Annotated in this window: 18 protein-coding genes; 7 read left to right on the top strand and 11 right to left on the bottom strand. The window is 70.3% G+C overall.

The window, feature by feature from the left end; genetic code table 11:
• Nucleotides 1-35 precede the first annotated feature (35 nt).
• The 5 genes from ACZ4Z2_RS22090 to ACZ4Z2_RS22070 form a co-directional block, all read right to left on the bottom strand.
• Nucleotides 36-1,451: a non-reducing end alpha-L-arabinofuranosidase family hydrolase gene (locus ACZ4Z2_RS22090; protein ID WP_468078343.1), complete on the bottom strand. Its 1,416-nt coding sequence runs from the start codon at nt 1,449-1,451 to the stop codon at nt 36-38.
• Between the two features lie 168 nt (nt 1,452-1,619).
• Nucleotides 1,620-3,929, bottom strand: coding sequence for a beta-L-arabinofuranosidase domain-containing protein (locus tag ACZ4Z2_RS22085; RefSeq protein ID WP_468078342.1), 2,310 nt, complete (start codon nt 3,927-3,929; stop codon nt 1,620-1,622).
• Between the two features lie 27 nt (nt 3,930-3,956).
• Nucleotides 3,957-5,315: a glycoside hydrolase family 43 protein gene (locus ACZ4Z2_RS22080; protein WP_468078341.1), complete on the bottom strand. Its 1,359-nt coding sequence runs from the start codon at nt 5,313-5,315 to the stop codon at nt 3,957-3,959.
• 423 nt (nt 5,316-5,738) lie between these two features.
• The gene (locus tag ACZ4Z2_RS22075; protein WP_468078340.1) at nt 5,739-7,319 is read right to left on the bottom strand and encodes an alpha/beta hydrolase; all 1,581 of its coding nucleotides are present in this window, start codon (nt 7,317-7,319) and stop codon (nt 5,739-5,741) included.
• Between the two features lie 208 nt (nt 7,320-7,527).
• Nucleotides 7,528-8,211, bottom strand: coding sequence for a class I SAM-dependent methyltransferase (locus tag ACZ4Z2_RS22070; RefSeq protein WP_468078339.1), 684 nt, complete (start codon nt 8,209-8,211; stop codon nt 7,528-7,530).
• A 321-nt stretch (nt 8,212-8,532) separates the two neighbouring features.
• On the opposite strand from ACZ4Z2_RS22070, the gene ACZ4Z2_RS22065 reads away from it, so the two are divergent.
• Nucleotides 8,533-8,994, top strand: a complete 462-nt coding sequence (locus ACZ4Z2_RS22065; protein ID WP_468078338.1) for a hypothetical protein — start codon at nt 8,533-8,535, stop codon at nt 8,992-8,994.
• A gap of 56 nt (nt 8,995-9,050) precedes the next feature.
• Here the strand turns inward: ACZ4Z2_RS22065 and ACZ4Z2_RS22060 are convergent, their stop codons facing one another.
• Nucleotides 9,051-10,487 carry an FG-GAP and VCBS repeat-containing protein gene (locus ACZ4Z2_RS22060; RefSeq protein WP_468078337.1) on the bottom strand — a complete coding sequence of 479 codons (1,437 nt, stop codon included), beginning with the start codon at nt 10,485-10,487 and terminating at the stop codon, nt 9,051-9,053.
• A gap of 144 nt (nt 10,488-10,631) precedes the next feature.
• Here ACZ4Z2_RS22060 and ACZ4Z2_RS22055 point away from each other — a divergent pair, with 144 nt between their 5' ends.
• Complete coding sequence (locus tag ACZ4Z2_RS22055; RefSeq protein ID WP_468078336.1) at nt 10,632-11,219, top strand: hypothetical protein; 588 nt, start codon at nt 10,632-10,634, stop codon at nt 11,217-11,219.
• Between the two features lie 169 nt (nt 11,220-11,388).
• Here ACZ4Z2_RS22055 and ACZ4Z2_RS22050 read toward each other — a convergent pair whose 3' ends face one another.
• Nucleotides 11,389-11,994, bottom strand: a complete 606-nt coding sequence (locus tag ACZ4Z2_RS22050; protein WP_468078335.1) for a dihydrofolate reductase family protein — start codon at nt 11,992-11,994, stop codon at nt 11,389-11,391.
• Nucleotides 11,995-12,059: 65 nt separating this feature from the next.
• The gene (locus tag ACZ4Z2_RS22045; RefSeq protein WP_468078334.1) at nt 12,060-12,449 is read right to left on the bottom strand and encodes a VOC family protein; all 390 of its coding nucleotides are present in this window, start codon (nt 12,447-12,449) and stop codon (nt 12,060-12,062) included.
• A 129-nt stretch (nt 12,450-12,578) separates the two neighbouring features.
• Between ACZ4Z2_RS22045 and ACZ4Z2_RS22040 the strand changes: the two genes are divergently transcribed.
• Nucleotides 12,579-13,214 (top strand): TetR/AcrR family transcriptional regulator, encoded by a 636-nt coding sequence (locus ACZ4Z2_RS22040; protein WP_468078333.1) that lies wholly within the window; start codon nt 12,579-12,581, stop codon nt 13,212-13,214.
• 91 nt (nt 13,215-13,305) lie between these two features.
• Nucleotides 13,306-14,094: an SDR family oxidoreductase gene (locus ACZ4Z2_RS22035; protein ID WP_468078332.1), complete on the top strand. Its 789-nt coding sequence runs from the start codon at nt 13,306-13,308 to the stop codon at nt 14,092-14,094.
• A gap of 67 nt (nt 14,095-14,161) precedes the next feature.
• Here the strand turns inward: ACZ4Z2_RS22035 and ACZ4Z2_RS22030 are convergent, their stop codons facing one another.
• From ACZ4Z2_RS22030 to ACZ4Z2_RS22020, 3 genes are all read right to left on the bottom strand, one after another.
• Nucleotides 14,162-15,043, bottom strand: coding sequence for an SDR family oxidoreductase (locus tag ACZ4Z2_RS22030; protein ID WP_468078331.1), 882 nt, complete (start codon nt 15,041-15,043; stop codon nt 14,162-14,164).
• 84 nt (nt 15,044-15,127) lie between these two features.
• Nucleotides 15,128-16,747 (bottom strand): phytoene desaturase family protein, encoded by a 1,620-nt coding sequence (locus ACZ4Z2_RS22025; RefSeq protein WP_468078330.1) that lies wholly within the window; start codon nt 16,745-16,747, stop codon nt 15,128-15,130.
• Nucleotides 16,740-17,240: an SRPBCC family protein gene (locus ACZ4Z2_RS22020; protein ID WP_468078329.1), complete on the bottom strand. Its 501-nt coding sequence runs from the start codon at nt 17,238-17,240 to the stop codon at nt 16,740-16,742. Before ACZ4Z2_RS22020 ends, ACZ4Z2_RS22025 begins: the two co-directional genes overlap by 8 nt.
• A gap of 132 nt (nt 17,241-17,372) precedes the next feature.
• Between ACZ4Z2_RS22020 and ACZ4Z2_RS22015 the strand changes: the two genes are divergently transcribed.
• The 3 genes from ACZ4Z2_RS22015 to ACZ4Z2_RS22005 all read left to right on the top strand — a co-directional run bounded on the left by ACZ4Z2_RS22015 (nt 17,373) and on the right by ACZ4Z2_RS22005 (nt 19,112).
• Nucleotides 17,373-17,912 carry a hypothetical protein gene (locus ACZ4Z2_RS22015; RefSeq protein ID WP_468078328.1) on the top strand — a complete coding sequence of 180 codons (540 nt, stop codon included), beginning with the start codon at nt 17,373-17,375 and terminating at the stop codon, nt 17,910-17,912.
• Between the two features lie 49 nt (nt 17,913-17,961).
• Nucleotides 17,962-18,732: a hypothetical protein gene (locus ACZ4Z2_RS22010; RefSeq protein WP_468078327.1), complete on the top strand. Its 771-nt coding sequence runs from the start codon at nt 17,962-17,964 to the stop codon at nt 18,730-18,732.
• Between the two features lie 134 nt (nt 18,733-18,866).
• A complete protein-coding gene (locus ACZ4Z2_RS22005) occupies nt 18,867-19,112 on the top strand; it encodes a DUF5133 domain-containing protein (RefSeq protein ID WP_468078326.1) in 246 nt (81 codons plus the stop codon).
• Nucleotides 19,113-19,209: the final 97 nt, after the last annotated feature.

The following is a 19,209-nucleotide window of genomic DNA, read 5'->3' as shown; positions in this document are numbered from 1 at the left end:
GGCACGGTCATGAGCTCGGGATCACAGGCGCCCGGTCAGCGCTGCAGGGTGAGCAGGCCCGGCCGGTACGGCAGCTTGGCGTAGTCCGTGCCAGGCGGGGTGTTGGGGTCCCTGCCCTGGTAGAGGAACTGCAGGTTGCAGGGGTCGATGGTCATGGTCTGGTCGGGGTTGTTGCGGACCAGGTCACCGTGGCTGATGTCGTTGGTCCAGGTGGCACCGCTGTTGGCCTTGCCCGCGAAGGGGTTGGACTCGGTGGCGGCCTGCGGGGTCCACGGGCCGTTCAGGCTGGAGGCGGTGAACGAGCGGAAGAAGCGCTGCTCCGTCACACCCCGGGCCTCGACGATCATGAGGTACTGGTTCTGGCCCTGGACCTTGTAGACCTCCGGCGCCTCGAACAGGTTCTTCTCCGTGTCGGTCATGACCGTCGTGTACGACGAGCCGAAGCTGCTCGGGAAGTTCCCGAGCGGCATGGTCGACTTGAAGATGCTGCCCTTGTCGTTGGCGAAGAACAGGTACATGTTCTGGTCGTCGGCGATCAGGGTCGGGTCGATCGGGCCGCCGACGGGCAGGCTGCCGGTGAACAGCGGCTGCGGCGCGGACCAGCCGTTGGGATTGGTGGGGTCGCTCGACGTGCGGTAGGTGAAGGGCCAGGCGGTACCCCACCCGTTCGAGGCCAGCACCCAGATGTTCTTGGTCGCCAGGTAGAACAGTTTGGGCGCCACCGCGGACGAGCTCATCGCGGTCTGGCGGGCCGTGGCCATCTCCGACCAGTTGGTGAAGGGAGCGAAGCCCATCGAGTGCCAGTTGCCGTCGGAATACGTGGCATAGACGAGGTTCTTCCCGTTGACCTTCGCGGTGGTGAAGTCCTTCAGCGAGGACCACCCGTTCGCCGGCTGCGCGAGCGGACCCGTCGAGGCCCACCGGTACGTCGACGGCAGAGCACACGAGTTGGGCGTCCCGGACAGGCCGGTCCACTTCTGGTTGTTGCCGCCGGTGCAGTTCCACAGCTGCACCGCCGTGCCGTTGGCCGTGGCGCCGCCGCTGACGTCCAGGCACAGCCCGGACTCCACGGCGACGACCGTGCCGTCGGGGTTCACCCGCCACTGCTGGTTCGTACCACCGTTGCAGGACCAGATCACCGGCCGGGTACCGGCCGTGGTGGCGTGGTTCGGGACGTCCAGGCACTTGTTGCCGTAGACGGTCAGCTGGTTGCTGTCCGTCAGCGTCCACCGCTGGTTGGTCCCGCTGTGGCAGTCCCAGATCTGCAGGTTGGTGCCGTCGGTCTGACTGGCGCCCGGCACATCGAGACACCGGCCGGAACCGGTGCCGCGTAAGGCGCCGGTGCTGGCCGCCTGAGCCGGGCCGGGGTTGGCGACGAGCGTCGCCGCCGAAGCGACCAGGACCGCGAGCGCCACGGGCAGGTGCCTGCGACTGAACGTAAGTCTGAGCACGTGGACCTCATTCCTTGTGGGGGAGCGGACCCGGACGGCCCGCTGACGGGCCGTCCGGACCGAAGGAGCTGCGACCAGGCAAAGACGTTCACAATGCCGAACCCTGGTCGGGGTGTGCGGCGGACGATGCGGGGCGGGGAGCGAGGGAGTCCTCGTTCCGCTGCGGACTCAGTTCTGCACGATGCGCCACCGGTTGTCGTTGGTGCCGTCGTCCGCGTCCTGGATGGCGAACGCGCCTACAGCGGTGGAGTTGTTCGCGATGGCGAGCAGCTTGCCGCTGTTGACGTTGCGGATCTTGTAGGTCCCGTCTCCCTGGTCGAGCAGCGTCCACCGGTGGTCGGCGGTGCCGTTGTCCGACCACTGCAGCACCGTCGCGCCGTCCGCCGTGGACATGCTCTGGACGCCGAGCACCTTGCCGCTGTGGACGTTGCGGAAGCGGACCGCGCTTCCGTCGGTGATCATGGTCCAGTCGTGGTCGGCGGTGCCGTTGTCCGACCACTGCAGGGCGCGGCCACCGTCGGCCGTGGACATGTTCTGGATGCCCAGCAGCAGACCACTGGCCACGTTGACCAGACGGACGGTGCCGGTGGCGTTCCAGTAGACGGTGTAGTTGTGGCCGTGCGCGTCGTGGAACGGGCCGAGGTTGACGGTGGAGCCGTTGGCGGTGGCGGTGAAGGCCAGCGAACTGCTGCTGGTCCGCGTGATCGAGGACGTGTTCAGTGTCGGCAGGGAGCTGAGCGAGGTGTCGCCGTAGTTGCCGGACAGGACGACGGGGCCGTAGGTGACCGCGGCCACGTTCGCGTTGTCGTTGGCCGCTCGCATCACGACCCGCATGGGCAGGCGGACGGTGACCGTGTCGCCGGAGGTCCAGGAGCGGCTCAGGGTGGCGTAGCTGCCGGGGTTGGTGGCGATGTTCTGCGCGACGCCGTTGACGCTGACGGTGGCCCCGGTGGTCCAGCTCGGGATGCGGATGCGCATCGCCCACGTCCCGCTGACGCTGCCGGTGACCTGCAGGGTCGTGGTGTCGCTGACGGGGTAGGTCGTGGTCTGGGTGACCGTGATGCCGCGCTCGGACCAGTTCAGCACCGACGGCACGAACATGTTGACGATCAGGGTGTTGTCGCTGCGGAAGTAGATGGAGTCCATCAGCCTGGTGTGCATCTCCAGGCCCGTGCCCTGGCAGCACCAGAACGTGCCGTAGTCGGTGCTCCACGTGCCGCCGCCCCACGCCGGGCCCACACCGCGGCGGCCGCCCGGCTTGAGCGGGGTGAAGTAGGTGACGTGGCCGTGGTCGTCGGCCGGGTTCTGCTGGCCGATCATCTGGTTCAGCCATGCCCGCTCGTAGTAGTCGAACAACGCGGCCCGGTTCGGGTCCAGCGTGAACAACTCCCTGGTCAGGGTGAGCATGTTGAAGGTGTTGCAGCTCTCACACGTGTCGTTGTTCAGGTAACCGGCGATGGCGTCCGGGGCGCGGAAGTGCTCCGCCTGGCTGTTGCCGCCGATGGCATAGGTGTGCGCGTCGACGGTGATGTTCCAGGCGTTGGTGGCGATGTCCCGGTAGCGGGTGGTGCCGGTCGCCTTGTACTCCCGGGCCGCACCGATCCACTTGGGCACCTGGGTGTTGGCGTGCAGTCCGCTGAGCCGGTCCTGGTTGGCGGCGAGCGGATCGAACACCGCGGCGTGGTCGAACCGGCGGGCCGCCGTGAGCCACCGGGCGTCATTGGTCTGCTGGTAGAGATCGGCCAGCACGGTGTTCATGCCGCCGAACTCGGTGCCCAGCATGGCCTGCATCTGCTGGTCGGTCAGCCGGCCGGTACGCCAGTCGACCCAGCCCGCCAGAGCGAGCAGCACATCACGCGCCTGCGTGCTGCCGATCAGACGCCACACGTCCAGCAGGCCGGCCATGGTCTTGTGGATGGTGTAGTACGGCACGTTGCCGTTGTTCAGGGTCCGCTGCTCAAGAGCGGTGAAGTCGGACTCGGGATAGCCCGACAGATACCCGGCGTTGAAGCCGGCGGCGCTGTTGTTGGCCTGGCACTTGGCCAGCTCCGCGACCATGTAGGTGGCCTTGTCACGGCAGACGGTGTCCCCGGTCACGGCGTACAGCTGCGCCCATGCCGTCAGGAAGTGCCCCTGCACGTGGGTGCGGAAGGGGAACGTCGGAGCGTCCCAACCGCCGGTGGCGGCCGCGCCGTTGGTGGACAGCTTGTGGTTGGCGCGGAAGTTGTACAGCAGCCGGTCCACATCGACGAACCGCAGATAGTTGCGCGTACGGTTCTGGTTGTCCAGCCACCGGCTCGCGGTGAGCCGGACCTGGTCGAGCGCGAAGGGGTGAGCGGAGACCCCGATGTCGGCCCTCGCGGGAGGAACGGCCGCCGCGTGGGCGGGAGACGCGCCGAGGAGGGAACCGGTGGCAGAGGCGGCCACGGTGGCCCCGGCCACTTGCAGGAGGCGCCGTCTGCTGAGAGAGGAGGACATCTCGGACCTTTCGATGGAAAGGGGCGGTCAGGCCCAGGGGGTGGCCACGGTGAAGGAGCTGTCGGCGCGGAACGTGTCGGTGTCCTGGTAGAGGTCCACGCGCAGCGCGTAGTCGTAGTGGCGCAGGTAGCGGCCGGGGTAGTTGTACGACTCCAGGCGCACGGAGCCGGAGGCGGTGCCCGGCCGGGCGCAGTACGTGGCGTCCTTGGCGAAGACGGCGGTGCCGTCGTTGCTGTCGAAGCGGATCCGGTAGTCCCAGTGGCGCATGTAGCGGCCGGAGGAGTCGCGGAACGAGTAGCAGTTGGCGTCGGCGAGGCCGGGCACCACGGTGAAGGTGGCGCTCTGCTTGACGGCGGTGGTGCTGGAGGACGTCACCGGGTCGATGTAGCCGAGGCTGTCGGAGCGGACCACGGCGTACCGGTCGGGGTAGTTGACCGAACGCAGCGACCTGGTGGTGTTCGTGGGCAGGGTGACACCGCCGGGGACCGTCTCCTTGAGGACCGTCAGATGGCGCGCGAAGCCGGTCAGGCCCGGCAGTTCGGTGCGCGGGGTCCAGGTGGCGAAGTTGTCGTAGCTGTCGCTGTACCAGTACTTACCGGCGCTGTAGCCGTCGTAGAAGATGCGCCAGCCGCCGTTGTCGAGCGGCACCAGGGCCGGGCCCTCGACCCAGCTGCCGAATCCGGCCCAGTCGCCCGTCTTGCGCATGGTGTAGGGGCCGGTGAGGCTGGAGGCGGTGGCGTACTCGATGTACTTCGTCGTCTCGTTCTTGGTGAACGCGTGGTAGGTGGAGCCGACCTTCACGATGAAGGTGTCGATGTAGTTCGGGCCGATTCCGGACAGCTGGGTGGGCGCCGACCAGGCGGTCAGGGCGGAGTTGGTCGCCGTGAGCTTGTACGCCGTGAAGTTGGTGGCCGTGCTCGCCGTCGTCAGGGACACGATGATGTTGACGCTGCCGTTGGTGTCGATGAACCACTCGGGGGCCCAGGTGCGGGTCAGGCCGCTGATCGGGATCGTGTAGTTGTACAGGAACGTCCAGTTCACCCGGTCGGTGCTGCGGGCGAACCCGATCGTGTTCCCGGTCCAGTTGGTGGTGTAGGTGATGTAGTAGAAGCCGTCGGTGTGCTTGAAGACGCTGGGGTCACGGATCAGGCCGGACGGCGGGGTGTAGGCGGGGCCCTTGCGCAGGGTGAATCCGGTGGCGTCCGGCGAGTCGTACACATACATGTTCGACTCGCTGGAGTTGGTGAACGCCGTCATCGTGTAGCGCGTGGCCTGCCCGGCCGGCGGGGCGGCGGCAGAAGCCGTGCCCTGAAGGGCGGGGATGCCCAACAGGGCGAGCAGGAGCGGCCCCAGCAGGGCGAGCAGTGTTCGTGCGGGTCTCTTCAACTCTTCCTCCGGGCAGGCCGAACCGCTTGGCTGATCGTCGTAGCGAGACACCTCATCGTTCGAAATAGCGAACAATGTGCGGTAGTTCGAGCAGAAGATAGATTTGGGGCGAGGTGACGTCAATGTTTCTGACGGGTACGTCTTCGGTTTCGTCAGACATGGCATGTCTGCCGGGGGTACAAGGGTGATATAGCCGCCCAGAGCGCCGATTTGGCCGTCGGGGGATTCGCTTTCATCCTCTGACGCGCGGCGGCGGCTTCGAACGTCGGCGACGGGGGCGGCGCGGATGACTCACTCCTGGTCGGCGAGGTCGCCGAGGCGCACGGAGGAATGCGTGCGGAACAGTGAGTCGGCGGGGACCACCAGCACGGCGAAGGGGAGGCCCCCGCAAGCGGGCGGCCTCCCCGGGTGGACTCTCGGAGATCAGAAGCGACCGGCCATCCCCGGGATGCCCGGGGGAGTCGGCAGCGGCAGCGGGTTCGGGGCCGTGCGCTCGTCAGCGCCCGGAGCGGCCTTGCAGGTCACGTCCTTCGCGGGGAGCTTGCCGGTGGTCAGGTAGCTGGTGGCCGTCTTGTCGGCACACGACTTGGTGCCGTAGATGCCGTGCCCGACACCACCGGCGACCGTGACCATCCGCGAGCCCTTCATGGCGTGGCGCAGACCCTGACCGCTGGTCAGCGGCGTCTGGGAGTCCCACTCGTTCTGGAGGATCAGCGCGGGCACCTTGTTGTCCACCTTGGTGGCGGGCTCGCTGCCGTTCTTCTTCCAGAAGGCGCACGGCTTGATGTGGGAGGCGAAGTCGCCGTACAGCGGGTACTTGGCCTTGTCCTGGATCGCGTCCTTGCGGTACTGCTCGGGATCGCGCGGCCAGGCGCGGGTGTCGGCGCAGACGACGGCCCAGAAACCGGCGTCGCCGTTGTCGGCGGGCACGGTCCGGCCGAAGGATGGCGGAACGGGCTCGGGCGCCTTGGCCTGCCGGCCGGCGGACGTGGGGGCGCCGTCGGCGGCCTTCTTCAACTCGACGACCGCTTCTGCGGCGTCGCGCGTGCCGAAGAACATGGCCCGGAGACCGGAGCGGATGTCGTCACCGGTCAGCAGCGTGCCGTCGAGGTCGATCGGCTTGCGGTCGGCACGGGCGACGAGGTCGTAGAAGGTCGTGCGGACCGCATCGGGAGTCGCGCCCAGCTTGTAGGTGGCATGCCGTGCGGCGGTCCACTCGGTCCAGCGGGTGAAGGCGGGTTCGGCGCCCTCCGCCCACACCTGGATCATCCCGCGCCACACCCGGGCCGGGTCGACGGCGCTGTCGAGCACGAAGCGGTCGGTCCGCTTGGGGAACATCTGGGTGTAGACGGCGCCGAGGTAGGTGCCGTAGGAGTAACCCAGGTAGGAGATCTTCTTCTCGCCGAGCACGGCGCGGATGACGTCCATGTCCCGGGCGGTGTTGCGGGTGGTGATGTGGCGCAGCTTGTCACCCTGCTTCTTGTCGCACTTCTCGGCGACGGTCCGCGCCCACTTCACGTCCTTGTCGAACGTCTCGGCCCTGTACGGCCGGTCCCAGTTCCGCTCCTTGGACGTCAGACCGCAGCCGACGGGGGAGCTCCGGCCGATGCCCCGCGGGTCGAAGCCGACGAGGTCGTACTTGTTCTTCACGGCCTTCGGCAGTTCACCGGCCATGAAGTACGGCATCTCGACGCCCGTCCCGCCCGGACCGCCCGGGTTGAGCAGCAGCACCCCGCGCCGTTCCTTCTTGGTGCTCGTCTTCAACCTGGATATCTCGAGGTCCAGCTTCTTGCCGCCCGGTCTGCCGTAGTCGAGCGGCACCTTGATCGTGGCGCACTGGAGGGAGGCGGGCAGCGTCTTGTCGCAACGGTGCCAGGAGGGCTTCTGCTTGGCGTAGGAGCGCAGCGGGTTCTCCGCGGCGGAGGCCGTGGCGGGGGTCAGCGCGGCGACCAACGGGGTGACGGCGCTGACCGCCAGGAAGAGAGCTGTTCGGCTGTGACGCACGTGTGTGGGGTCCTTGGGTCGATGCGTACGGGACGCACCCACCCTCCCTCGCGCGGGGCCGCGAGTTGATCCCCCTGCAAGGCAGTGTTCGTCCCACCGTGGACGGAGGGATGCCGAGGCAGATCATGCTGGAGTCGGACAACCGCGAGCGGCTCTTCACCCTCCGCGTCACAACACGGCGTACGACGCCGCCCCCCACCCCCTCCCCTCAGCGCAGCCGACGCGCGCGCAGCACGAGGTCGTCGGTGTGGTGGGCGCCGGCGCCTCCCTCGGGGACCAGACGGGGCCGCTGCTCGTTCACCTCCGTCTCCCAGTCGTCGTCGAGGAGTTCGCCGACCATCGACGGCCACACGTAGTCCGCCGGATCGAAGTCGCCGCTCTCATGGGCCTGCCGGTTCTCCATGCCCGCGTGGTGGACGAGCAGCAGCACGCCGCCGGGCGCGACCGCCGCGAGCAGTGCGCGCTCGGCCGCGGCGTCCGGGGTGCGCAGCAGGGCCGGATACTGCGCGGACACCAGGTCGAAGGAGGCCGGCGGGAGGGCCGCCCGGGTGAGTTCGGCGTGCGCCCAGCGAACGGTGACGCGGGCGTCCCGTGCGTGCCTGGCCGCCCGCTCCAGCGCCACGCCCGAGACCTCCAGCCCGGTCACGTCCCAGCCGGCGCGCGCGAGCCAGATGGCGTCCGCCCCCTCGCCGCAACCGACGTCCAGGGCTCGCCCGGGGGTGAGATCCGCGACCTCGGCCACGAGGGCGCCGTTCGGCCGGCCGCTCCACAACTGCTGCCGGTCGGCGTAGCGGTCGTCCCACTCGGCGCGCACCGCGGGGTCGCCGACATAGGCGCCGGGAGACGTCAGGTCGTCGGACATGAGCGGGGCTGCCGCGCTGTTGTCAGTCATGAGGCCACCGTGGTCCACCGCGTCCCGGATCGGCCACTTCTGTTGCCGGTCCGGCAAAAGGGGGCCCGTCCCCGAGGCCCGTCATCCCAGCGCCGTCCCAGAGGCCCCTTGTTCTCGCAGGTCGGGGGCGGTGGGACGGTCCCACTGTCCCAGGAGGGCGGGAGTTGTTGCCGACGCGTTCCCCGGTGTTCTGCAATCGGCGCATGCCGCACACGTCACCGGCTGAACGGATGACGACGCGCGGTCTGTTCAGCGGGGTCTCGGCCTGTCCAGCGCGGCGCTGGGTCCCCGCCCGTACCTGTCACACACCAAGGAACCCATGTGAAGAAGTCCCGTATCGGCCGCGTGGCCGCGGCCTCGGCCGTGCTGATCGGCAGTGGCGCCATCGTCTTCGTCCCCGCGTCAGCGGCCTCGGCCACCGAGGACGACTGCGACGGCATCGCCGTCATCGGCCGTTTCCGCGCCGTCGAGTCCGGAGCCTCGTTCGACTTCCGGGGCCGCCGCGTCGAGTTGCAGAACGAGTCGGCGCTCGACCGCTACAGCCGCGCGGAGATCAAGTCCGGCCGCAGGGCCGGTGACCGGCTCTGGGTCGACCGCAGCTTCCGCTCGTTCCCCGACTTCAAGGGCGTCGTCAGCGACCAGCAGGCGAAGAGCGACGGCTGGAAGATGTGCGGCCCCTACACCGGCAGCCGTACGCAGTCCGTCTACAACTCCAACTACGCGGCCCGCGCCTGCGGCGAGTTCGACGGCATCACCAAGTGCGGCAAGTGGTGGGTGGACTGACCCGCACCGGGCGGTGGGGCACCGAACGGCGCCCCACCGCCTGACCGCATTCCGCTCTAGTGACCCAGCACCTCGCCGTACTTGACGGCCCCGTTGGGGAGCGCGAAGCCGAACGGGGTCAGTGACTTGCCCAGCGGGTACGTCTCCTCGGTGCTGCTCGGCACGAACCAGACACCGCCCGACCTGGGCTCACCGGCGTTCTCCCCGGGCGCGCTCACCGCTGTGTCCCACAGGCCGTCGCGGTTGTGGTCGCCGACGGTCACCTGCGCGCCGAAGCGGTCGCCGGCCTCGGCCGTGCCTGGCATGTTGGGGGTGCTCTGGCTGCGGGCGAGACCCCCGTACGGACCGTTCTCCGTGCCGTTCATGACGACGTACCCGCCCGCGTCCTTCACGGTGCCCACATCCTCACCGGGCACGCCGACCACCAGCTCCGGGCGGTCGTCGCCGTTCAGATCGCCCGCGGACAGCGCCGCGCCGAAGTCGTCCCCCTCCTCCGCGGCACCGCCGACCCCGGGGTTCGACTGAGTGAGGCAGACGCTCTCGGTGCCGAACCGCGCGGCTTTCGACCCCTTGAGCAGGAGCACCGCCCCGCCGAGCCGGTCCTCGCAATGCGTCGTCTCCGACTCGGGGTTGGGCTGGACGAGGCCGACCGCGAGGTCGTCGGTACCGTCCCGGTCGAAGTCGGCGGCCGCGAGCGCGCTGCCCCGGTCGGCGTCGGCCCACCACTGGGCGGGCCCGGCCTTGTCGTCCCAGCGCGTGATGAAGGTGCCGGCGTCGTCCAGGGACTGCCAGGTGGTGGCGAGGTCGTCCCGGCCGTCACCGTCGAAGTCACCGGTGGTCAGGTCGCGGGTGCGGCCGCCCATGCCGTAGTTGCGCAACGTGGTGGTGGTCACCGGGTCGGCGGTCAGCGGGCCGGGGCGGAAGCGGAGCGCGCCGCCCTCCTCGTCGTTCTCGCCGTACGCGAGGTCCGTGTCGCCGTCGCCGTCGTAGTCACCCGCGGCGAGGGTGCGGCCGATGCCGCTGTACTCGGAGGTCCCCCGGGCCACCGTGGTGCCCTTGATGTTCCACTCCGAGCCGTCCAGGACGGTGATGGTGCCCTCGTCCTTGAGCTGGTCGGAGGTGAGCGACTCGCCGCTCGCGCCGACGACGAGCTCGAAGACGCCGTCGCCGTCCACGTCGGCGGTTGCCAGGGAGGAGCCGAAGCGGTCGCCCGCCTCGGGCGTGCCGGGTATGCCGGTCTCCGCCTGGCTGATGACGCCGCTGGACTGGCTCGGGCTCTGCGGGCCGCCGAAGATCACGCTGATGTAGCCGGCCTTGGCCTTGCCGTCCACCGTGGCGTCGGGCATGCCGACCGCGATGTCCACGTATCCGTCGCCGTTGAAGTCGAACCGGGCGGCCGTCGCGGCAGCGGCGCTCCCGGCGAGCGGCAGGGTCAGGCCGGTTGCGGTGAGTGCCGCCACGGCGGCGGTGGCGGCCAGGGTGCGTGCGCGCACGGTGAACTCCCATGGTCGGAGGTCGAAAGCGGGAAGGTGTACGGGGGTGTGACGCACGAGGTGTACGAAGGGTTGTGTGAAGGTGACCGCCCGGCCAACACGGTCTCCGGCGGTGGGAGTTCGTCCGCGGGATAGCGTGCGGGTATGACGATCACTGGGAAGCCGCGTGTCCTCTACCGGCAGGGGACCGGGTTCTGGCGGATGACGGCCAAGTGGGTCCTGGTCTTCGGGGCCCTGTACCTGCTGGACGGCGGACTCCTCCGGTCGTGGGCAGACGCCCTCGTGTGGCCGATGATCGGGATCTTGCTCTGGGCCCCCTTCGGGGTCGGCGTCGTCTGGTACCCGAGGAAGGACCAGCGGATCGTGCTGACGACGCGTGAACTGCGGCTGCGGCGCAGGCGGTTGCCGATGGAGAAGGTGAACCTGCTGCACGTGGCGCGGCTGTGGCTGGAGGGTCGGTCGACCGCGGACGACCAGCCGGTGCCGGAATGGCCCCGAGTTGAGCGGGCGGTGTGGGTGCCGTTGCAGGACGGCCGTGCCCTGGGCGTGGAGTTCCGGGACCCGGCCGCGTTCGCCAAGGTCTTCGGCGCCTTCGCGGTCGCGGCGTGCGGCGGCCCGGACGTCGTCCGCGCGAGGGCGGCCGCGGCGACCTACCCGGAGCCGCGCCCGATGCGAGCCCGCCCGGGAGACGACAGCGGCTCCTGGACGGACCTCCTGGACGTCTTCGGCTGACGACCGGACGCGCGCGGCACGGGGCGGCGCGCGTCCGGCGAGAGGGGACTCCGTCCTCAGCGCCACGGGCGAGGCAGCGAGGCGTTGGTGACCGGCAGCGTCCGGTGCCCGCCCGCCACGGAGAGACCGACGGCACCGTCACCCGACGGCACGGTGCCTCCGGCCGTGCTTACGCCTCGGCGTTCGGCGCGCGGTCGTAGGTGAGGAAGAGGACGCCGCTCTCCAGCGCCGTGTGGTCGGCGAGCCGCCAAAGCCGGGGGTCGAAGGCGGTGGTGCGGGAGAACAGGGGTATGCCGTTGCCGACGGTGAGCGGGCTGAGCTTGACGATCAGCCGGTCGATCTCCGGGTAGAGGGCGCCCGCCAGTTCCGCTCCGCCGAGCAGCCAGATGTCCTTGCCGTCCTCCTGCTTGAGTTCCCGGACCTTCGCCGCGGGATCGTCGGCGACGAGTTCCACGGCCGGGGCGGGCGCCTCGGTGAGCGTCCGTGAGAAGACGAGGTGACGCAGGTGCGGATAGGCGTCCGGGACACCGGCCGCCAGCCCGATCTCGTAGCTCTTGCGGCCCTCGAGGACGGTGTCGAAATGGGTGCCCTCAGCGGTGATGCCCAGCGCCTCACGGGCCCCGGCGGGCAGGGTCTCGGGGTAGGCGGTGGCCAGGTGCTGGATGTAGTCCGGTGCGATCGGCCAGAAGCCGTCGGGGCCGGTGGGGTCCGCGCCGTCCGGCCCGGCGATGAAGCCGTCGAGGCTGGAGGCGATGTAGTACACGAGCTTGCGCATGAGTTCCCTTCGTCGGGTGGCTGTCTTGTCCGCGGTGCTTGCCGTTGGTCGCACCGTTCGGGAGGTCACGTCGTGGGGGAGGCCCACTCCACGAACTGGACGACCACGCCGTTGGGGTCGGTGATCTGGAAGAGGCGTTCGCCCCACGGCTCCTCACGCAGCGGCATGGTGATATCGACGCCCGCGGCTCGGAGCCGGTCCTCTTCACGGGCGATGCCCTGGTCGAGGGTGAAGGCGAGGATCACCCCGCCGGCGCGCTGATCACGCTGGTCGCTCGGCAGGATCTCCAGGCCGCGCCGCAACAGGACTATGTCGGCGGCGGCGTCGGGGCGGCTGAGTGAGGAGAACCCGTCGGCGGCCATCTGCTCCTCGTAGCCGAGATGGGTGGTGAAGAAGGAGCGGGACGCGCCCACGTCGTCGACGGTGAGGGAGACGGTGGAAGCGGTGATCTGCATGCGGGTTCCTTCGGGTTCGTCGCGCGACGGAGTGAAGCAGGACCGACGTAAACTTACGTTGGACGTAAGATTATATGAGACGCAGCAGTGTGGTCAACATATTTTTACTACGAGGGTAAGATTGCTCTCATGGGTACCGAGAGCACAGGACTGCGCGAGTCCAAGAAGCGCGAGACACGGCAGCTGATCTCCGACCACGCGACGCGCCTGTTCATGGCGCAGGGCTTCGAGTCGACGACCATCGCGGAGATCGCCGCCGCCGCCCGTGTCGCCAAGAAGACCGTGACCAACTACTTCCCGCGCAAGGAGGACATGGCCCTCGACGACCAGGACGCGTTCGCGGCGAGTCTGGCCGAGGCCGTGGCGGCCCGTCGCGCCGGGGAGTCGGCCCTCGGTGCGCTGCGCCGTACCTTCGAGGCGGGCGTCGCCGCTCAGGACCCGGTGCTCGGCTTCGCCGGCCCGGACTTCTCCCGGATGATCCACGAGAGCCCGACGCTCTCGACCTGCCTGCGCGCGCTGCACGACCGGCGAGAGGAAGCCCTCGCCGCCGCGCTCGCCGAGGCCACCGGTCGCTCACCCGACGACATCACCGCGCAGGCCGCCGCGGCCCTCCTCGCGGCGGTGCACCGTGTCCTGTTCCGCCGCATCCAGGAGCTGACCCTCGCGGGCCGGCCGAACGACGAGATCGCGGCGGTCGTCACGGACGAGGCCGGCCAGGCGTTCGACCTCCTCGAACCGGCCCTCGGGCACTACGCGGTGGCGTGAGCCCCACCTCAGGTGCTGGTGCGACACCACGGACCGGGCAGGCGGAAATCGGGTTGCCGTCCCGGCGCAGAAGGCCGAACGATGGCGCACTGTGACGCACACCGATGAGAAGCCGCTGTTCGACACCACCAGGCCGGTCGCGCTCGTGACCGGCGTCGGCCGGACCGCCGGGATCGGCGCAGGAGTCGCTCGACGCCTCGCCGAGACGGGCTGGAACGTCGCCTTCACCTACTGGACGCCGTACGACGCTCGCATGGCCTGGGGTGCCGAGAGCGACGCGGCGAACACCATCGCCAGGGCCCTGGAGGAACGGGGCGCCGACACGGCGGCGATCGAGGCGGACCTCGCCGATCCCGAGGCCCCAGGGCGGGTCTTCGACCATGCTCAGGCCCGTCTGGGCGACATCACCGCGCTGGTGATGTGCCACTGCGAGTCGGTCGACTCGGGCCTGCTCGACACCACACTGGAGAGCTTCGACCGCCACTTCGCGGTCAACGCGCGCGCCACCTGGCTGCTGATCCGTGAGTTCGGCCGTCGCTTCCGGGGGACGCCGGGAACAGGCCGGGTGATCGCCCTCACCAGCGACCACACCGTCGGCAACCTGCCCTACGGGGCGAGCAAGGGCGCACTCGACCGCATCACCCTGGCCGCCGCCCACGAACTCGCCCACCTCGGGATCACGGCCAACGTGATCAACCCGGGCCCCATCGACACCGGCTGGATGTCCGACGACATCCGCGACCACGTGCTGCGCCAGACACCCCTCGGGCGTCTGGGCAGCCCCCAGGACACCGCTCACCTGGTGGAGTTCCTGTGCTCACCGCAGGGCCAGTGGATCAACGGCCAACTCCTGAAGAGCAACGGCGGCTTCGCCCCCTGACGAGCCGGCCGACGTGAGCGCGGAGAAGCCCCCCGGCGGGGTAGAGGGCGCATCCGCCGCCGGACCTTCACCGGCCCCGGTGGGACGCCGCACGGTCGGCGAGTCCACCTCCTCCGAGCGGCCCCGTGGACTCCACGGGCCCCCCGGCCTCAAGGCGTCGCAGCACGCGGCGGGCCACGCGCGCGGTCACCGGCGGCAGAGCCGCCCGCACCGGTTGGGTCAGTCGCAGCCAGGCCGGTGCGTACACGGCCGTACGACGGCGCTCCACACCGTGGACCAGCCGGGCGGCGACCGTGTCGACGGGGTACACCCGCCGGGCCGGCGGAGGCATGTGGGCGCGCAGTTCGCGCAGGGCGACATGCCGGTCCGCGTCGCGGATCATGTCCGTGTCGGTCCAGTTGAGGTAGGCGATGCCCACCCCGACGCCCCGATGAGCGGTCTCCGCCCGCAGGGAGTGCCCAAGGGCCTCGACCCCCGCCTTGGACGCGCAGTAGGCGCTCATCAGGGGGGCGGCACCGATCGACGCGAGCGAGGCGATCTGGAGGAAGTAGCCCGCCGTGTCGATCAAGTCCGGCAGGAACGCCCTGGCCGTGTTGGCGCTGCCGATGAGGTTGACCTCGATCACGCGGTTCCAATCGGCCGGGTCCGAGGCCAGGAACGGACCGCCCTCGGCGACGCCCGCGTTGGCCACCACGACGGAGGGGCGTCCGAGACGGGCCCGCACGGTGTCCGCCGCGGAACAGAGTGCGGCGAGGTCGGTGACGTCGACACCTACGGTCAGGGCCGGGCACGCCAGGGACGCGGCCACCGCCTCCAGGGCGGCCTGCTCATGGCCGAGGAGCGCCACCCGGGCACCGCGACGGGCCATCTCCCGGGCCATCGCCGCGCCCAGACCACGGGCGGCTCCCGTGATGACGACGGTCCGGTCGGCGAGCGGGCTCCTGCACACGGGCTCTCCTCCTTGTCCTCCCCGACGTGGCTGGACGTCTCGGCAGCGGCTCCTTCCGTAGGCGCGTGGGGCGGTCGGCGCGTGTCAGCGCGGGGTTCCGGTGCGGTCGCGGTGGCTGAGGAGCCGCTGGGCCTGAGCGAGGCCGGGCGGGCGGCGGCGGTGGAGCGCTGCCCGTGCCGCGTTGGCCCCCGGTGCGCCGTGCACACCGCCACCCGGGTGAGCCCCCGCCGAGGCCAGGAAGAGGCCCGGGACCGGGGTCTCGGGACGACCGGTACCGGGGAGGGGGCGGAAGACGAGCTGCTGGTGGATCGCGGTCGTGCCGCCGTTGAGGGCGCCGCCGATCAGGTTCGCGTCGAGTTCCTGGAGCGTCGGCGGAGCAAGGATCCGGCGGGCGCGGATCCGGGAGCGGAAGCCGGGCGCGAACCGTTCCACCTGGCGTTCGACGCGGTCGGCCATGAGCTCCCGGTCCGCGCTGTTCCAGCGGCCGCTGATGCCCTCGTCCCCGGCGTCGCCGGTGATGTCGTGGGGGATGTGGGTGTAGGCCCAGGCCGATTCGGTGCCCTGGGGTGAGCGGGAGGCGTCGGCGGTGCTCATCTGGCCGAACAGGAGGAAGGGCCGGTCCGGGACCTGCCGCATGGCGATCTGCGCGGCGAAGCGGGTGAGTTCGTCCAGGCCGTCCGCGAGGTGCACGGTGCCCGCCCGGGACGCCTGCTCGGCCTGCCAGGGCACCGGCCCGTCGAGCGCCCAGTCCACCTTGTAGGTCGCGAAGTCCAACTGGAAGCGGCGCAGATCGTCCAGGAGCTGCGCGGGCAGGTGCTCGGGCTCGACGAGTTCGCCGTACAGCGCGGGCACCGACACGTCCGCGAGCACCGCCCGGCGTGCCGTCACGGTGTCGCCGGCCGCCGTGCGCACACCGACCGCCCGGCCGCCGCGGACGAGGATCCGCTCGACGCGCTGCCCACAGCGCACCTGTCCGCCGTGTGCCTGAAGACGCCGTTCCAGGGCCCGGGTGAGCATGCCGGAACCGCCCGCCGGAACGGGAAAACCGTACGTCTGTCCCAGCATGGCCATCAGCCAGCCGAAGCCGCCGCTGCCCGCTGACTCCGGGGCGAGGTCGGCGTGCAGGGCGTTGCCGGCCAGCAGCAGCCGGCCGCCCTGACCGCGGAACTCCTCTTCGCCCATGCGGCGGACCGGGAGCATGAGGGTCCGTGCCGCCCGCAGCCCGCCCGCGGCCCGTAGCCGCATGGCCAGCCGTGCCCCGGCACGGACCGGCGGGAACGGGGTGAACAACGCGGCCAGCAGATCGGGGCCCAGGCGTCGCCACAGCTCGTGCAGCCGCCGCCAGGCGGTTCCGTCGCCCGGTGCGAACGCTTCGAGGGACGCGGCGGTGGTGTCGAGGTCGCGGTCCAGAACAGCGCAGCTGCCGTCGGTGAGGGGGTGCGCCAGCACACTGGGTGCGTGGCTCCACCGCAGCCCGTGATCCTCCAGGCCCAGTGCGGCCACGACGGGGGAGGCGGCCGCGAGGGGGTAGAACGAACTGAAGAGATCATGGACGAACGCCTGGTCGAGTCCTCGGTCGTGGCGAACGGCACCACCGGGCTCCGGCTGCTCCTCCAGCACCTCGACGCTCCACCCGGCGTCCGCGAGCACGTTGGCGGCGACCAGGCCGTTGGGACCCGCGCCGATCACCACGGCGTCAGGCATGGCCCGCCCCCTGCGCTCGCGACACCGTCGGCACGTCCCGGGTGCCCGGTCGTGTCCGGCCGTCCTCCGCCTCCACCAGCCGGGCGAGCCGGGCGAGCATGGCGCGGTGCCGCAGCTGGATGAGTACCTCGAACCCGGCGTTGTGCAGCCTGCCGCCCGCTCCCCGCAGCGGGTGCTCGTCCACGATCACCAGGCAGTGCTCGCCCCAGGGCCGCAGCTCGATCGCGATCCGCGCCGTGCCCAGCAGGCCCGCGTGGGCCTCCAGCTCCAGGCAGACCTCTTTCTCGCAGTGGCGGACGACCGTCTCGTTGGACAGCCGTACCGGACCGACCGGCACCTCGAAGCGGAGCGCCGCCCCCACCTGGGGCCACTGTCCGCTCACAGGACGCGACCGCGCGGCTCCCACCACCCACTCCGCGTACCGGTTCGCGTCGGCGAGGACGTCCCACACGGCCCCCGGGCTGACTCGGATCAGACGATGGCGAACGGCCACGGACACCTCCATGCGTAGACCGGACTCCCCCGGGGTCAGACCCGAGTGCCCCACGCGCCACAAGGCACGCCCCCTCCGCGGTGGCCCAAAGGACAATTTTGGGTCGCGTCCGCTTTCCGTAGCGTGCGCCCCATGAGAAAACGCCTCATCACCTCGGCCACCGCGGCAGCGGCGGCGGTCGCCGTACTGTTCACCGCGGCACCCGCCACCGCCTCCATCCACAAGACCAAGCCCAAGTCGTGGAACTGCGGCTTCGACGACGCGTGCACCAAGAACACCCGCAGCGGGCCCGGCTCGGCGAAGGTCTACCGCTGGTACCTGGGGGACTTCGAGGACACCCTCATCCGCGTGGGCAACCGCAGTTACGGGCTCGAGCACATCAAGCGCGGCGGCTCCACCGGCAACAAGGCCAACCACCCTTACGACGGCTACGCGATGCGGCTGTGGGACAAGGCGATCAACAACTTCGCCAAGGGCAGCAAGGGCAAGGTCAACGCCGTCTCCACCACCCACACCCACAGGTACGGGCGCGGGAAGAAGAAGCGCACCATGTGCGTGGTCACCATGGAACGCGACCTCAAGCTCAACGGCACGAACTACGGCCGGACGGGAATCTGGACCGCTTACTGGGTCAAGGGGCACGTAGGCTGGAAGGGCTGTAAGAAGGGCTGACCGGGCAAGGGGGCGCGGGGTGAATCCCTGGCACGAAGGGGACCGGGTCGTGCCCACGGTCCCCACCGAGAATCCGAGCGATCTCGTGGGCCAGATCGTCATGATCACCGCTCACGACGATGTCCTGGTCGACTTCGAGGACAGCAGCGGCGGCTACGCGCCCGGCGAGCTCGCCCCCGCCCCCCGCACCGCGGAAGCCCTTGCGTCACTGAGCGCGACCCTGATCCCCTACCGACGCCTCCCCGCGGGGCTCGCGGAGCTGGTCACCGCCACACCCGAGGACATCCAGGCCGTCGCCTTCGCCGCCCTGAGCGCGGACCAGGTGCAGGCCGAAGGCCCGGAAGGGCGGCGCCTGCGCCTGCTCGACCTCCGCGAACGCCGCGCCGACTACGACCCGCCCACCCCACCCCCCGCCCCCGCGCCACGCGACGGTGACTGGTACGACGCCGCGTGCCCGCCGCCCGCCGCAGCACCCCCGTACGCGCACCTCGCCTGGGCCCTGCGACAGACCTGCCGCTTCGCCGGCGCCCAGGGCGACCTGCCCGTACTCCTGGGCTGCGAGACCTCCCCCGCCTACGACACGGCCGACCTGCTGATGTCCTACCGCGCCCGCACCTGGCGTGTGCGCCTGCCGCTGGTCTGGCCGGAGCCCGCCGACGACGCCGACTGCCCCCTGCACCACCTCGCCTTCCGCCTCGACGAGCTGTTCACCGACGGTCGGAGCCTCACGGAAACCCCGCCCCGTCGCCGCCGCCCTGGCCTCCCGTACACGGACGGCGATGTCATCCATCCCTTCGGTACCGCGGCGAGGTGGGCATAGACCCGCCGAGGCGGGGCACTTGATGGCCTGCTGGGTCGGCCGTGAGCTGTCGCAGCAGTGCGCGGATGGAGCAGCCGGTTCCCTGAGGTGCGGCCGGCCGTACCTCAGGAAGGGCTATGAGGGAGAGGTATTACGTGATTACTCCTGCGGAGAAGGAACTGCGGACCGCATTGGCGCGCTTCGCCGAGGCGCGTATCGAACATGACGTGCTCCCCACCGGCCGCACCAGCCGGGCTCTCGAGGACTCCACGTACACCCTGTGCGTCATGACCGGAGCCCGCACCATCGACCAGGCTCTGCAGGCGGCCGACGACATGCTGGAGCAGTACCGCGCGAGCCGTGCGACCGTCTCCCGCGAGGACGAGACGCTGGCCGCCTAGGCCCAATGCCGGTGACTTAAGTGGTTTTGTCTCGTTGTCGTTCGTGTGGCGAGGGTGGGGCAGGCCAGGACGCCTGCGGGTGAGCGGTTGTCGGACC

The organism is Streptomyces sp. NPDC030183, assembly GCF_055573455.1.
This window is presented reverse-complemented; position numbering and strand designations above follow the sequence as displayed.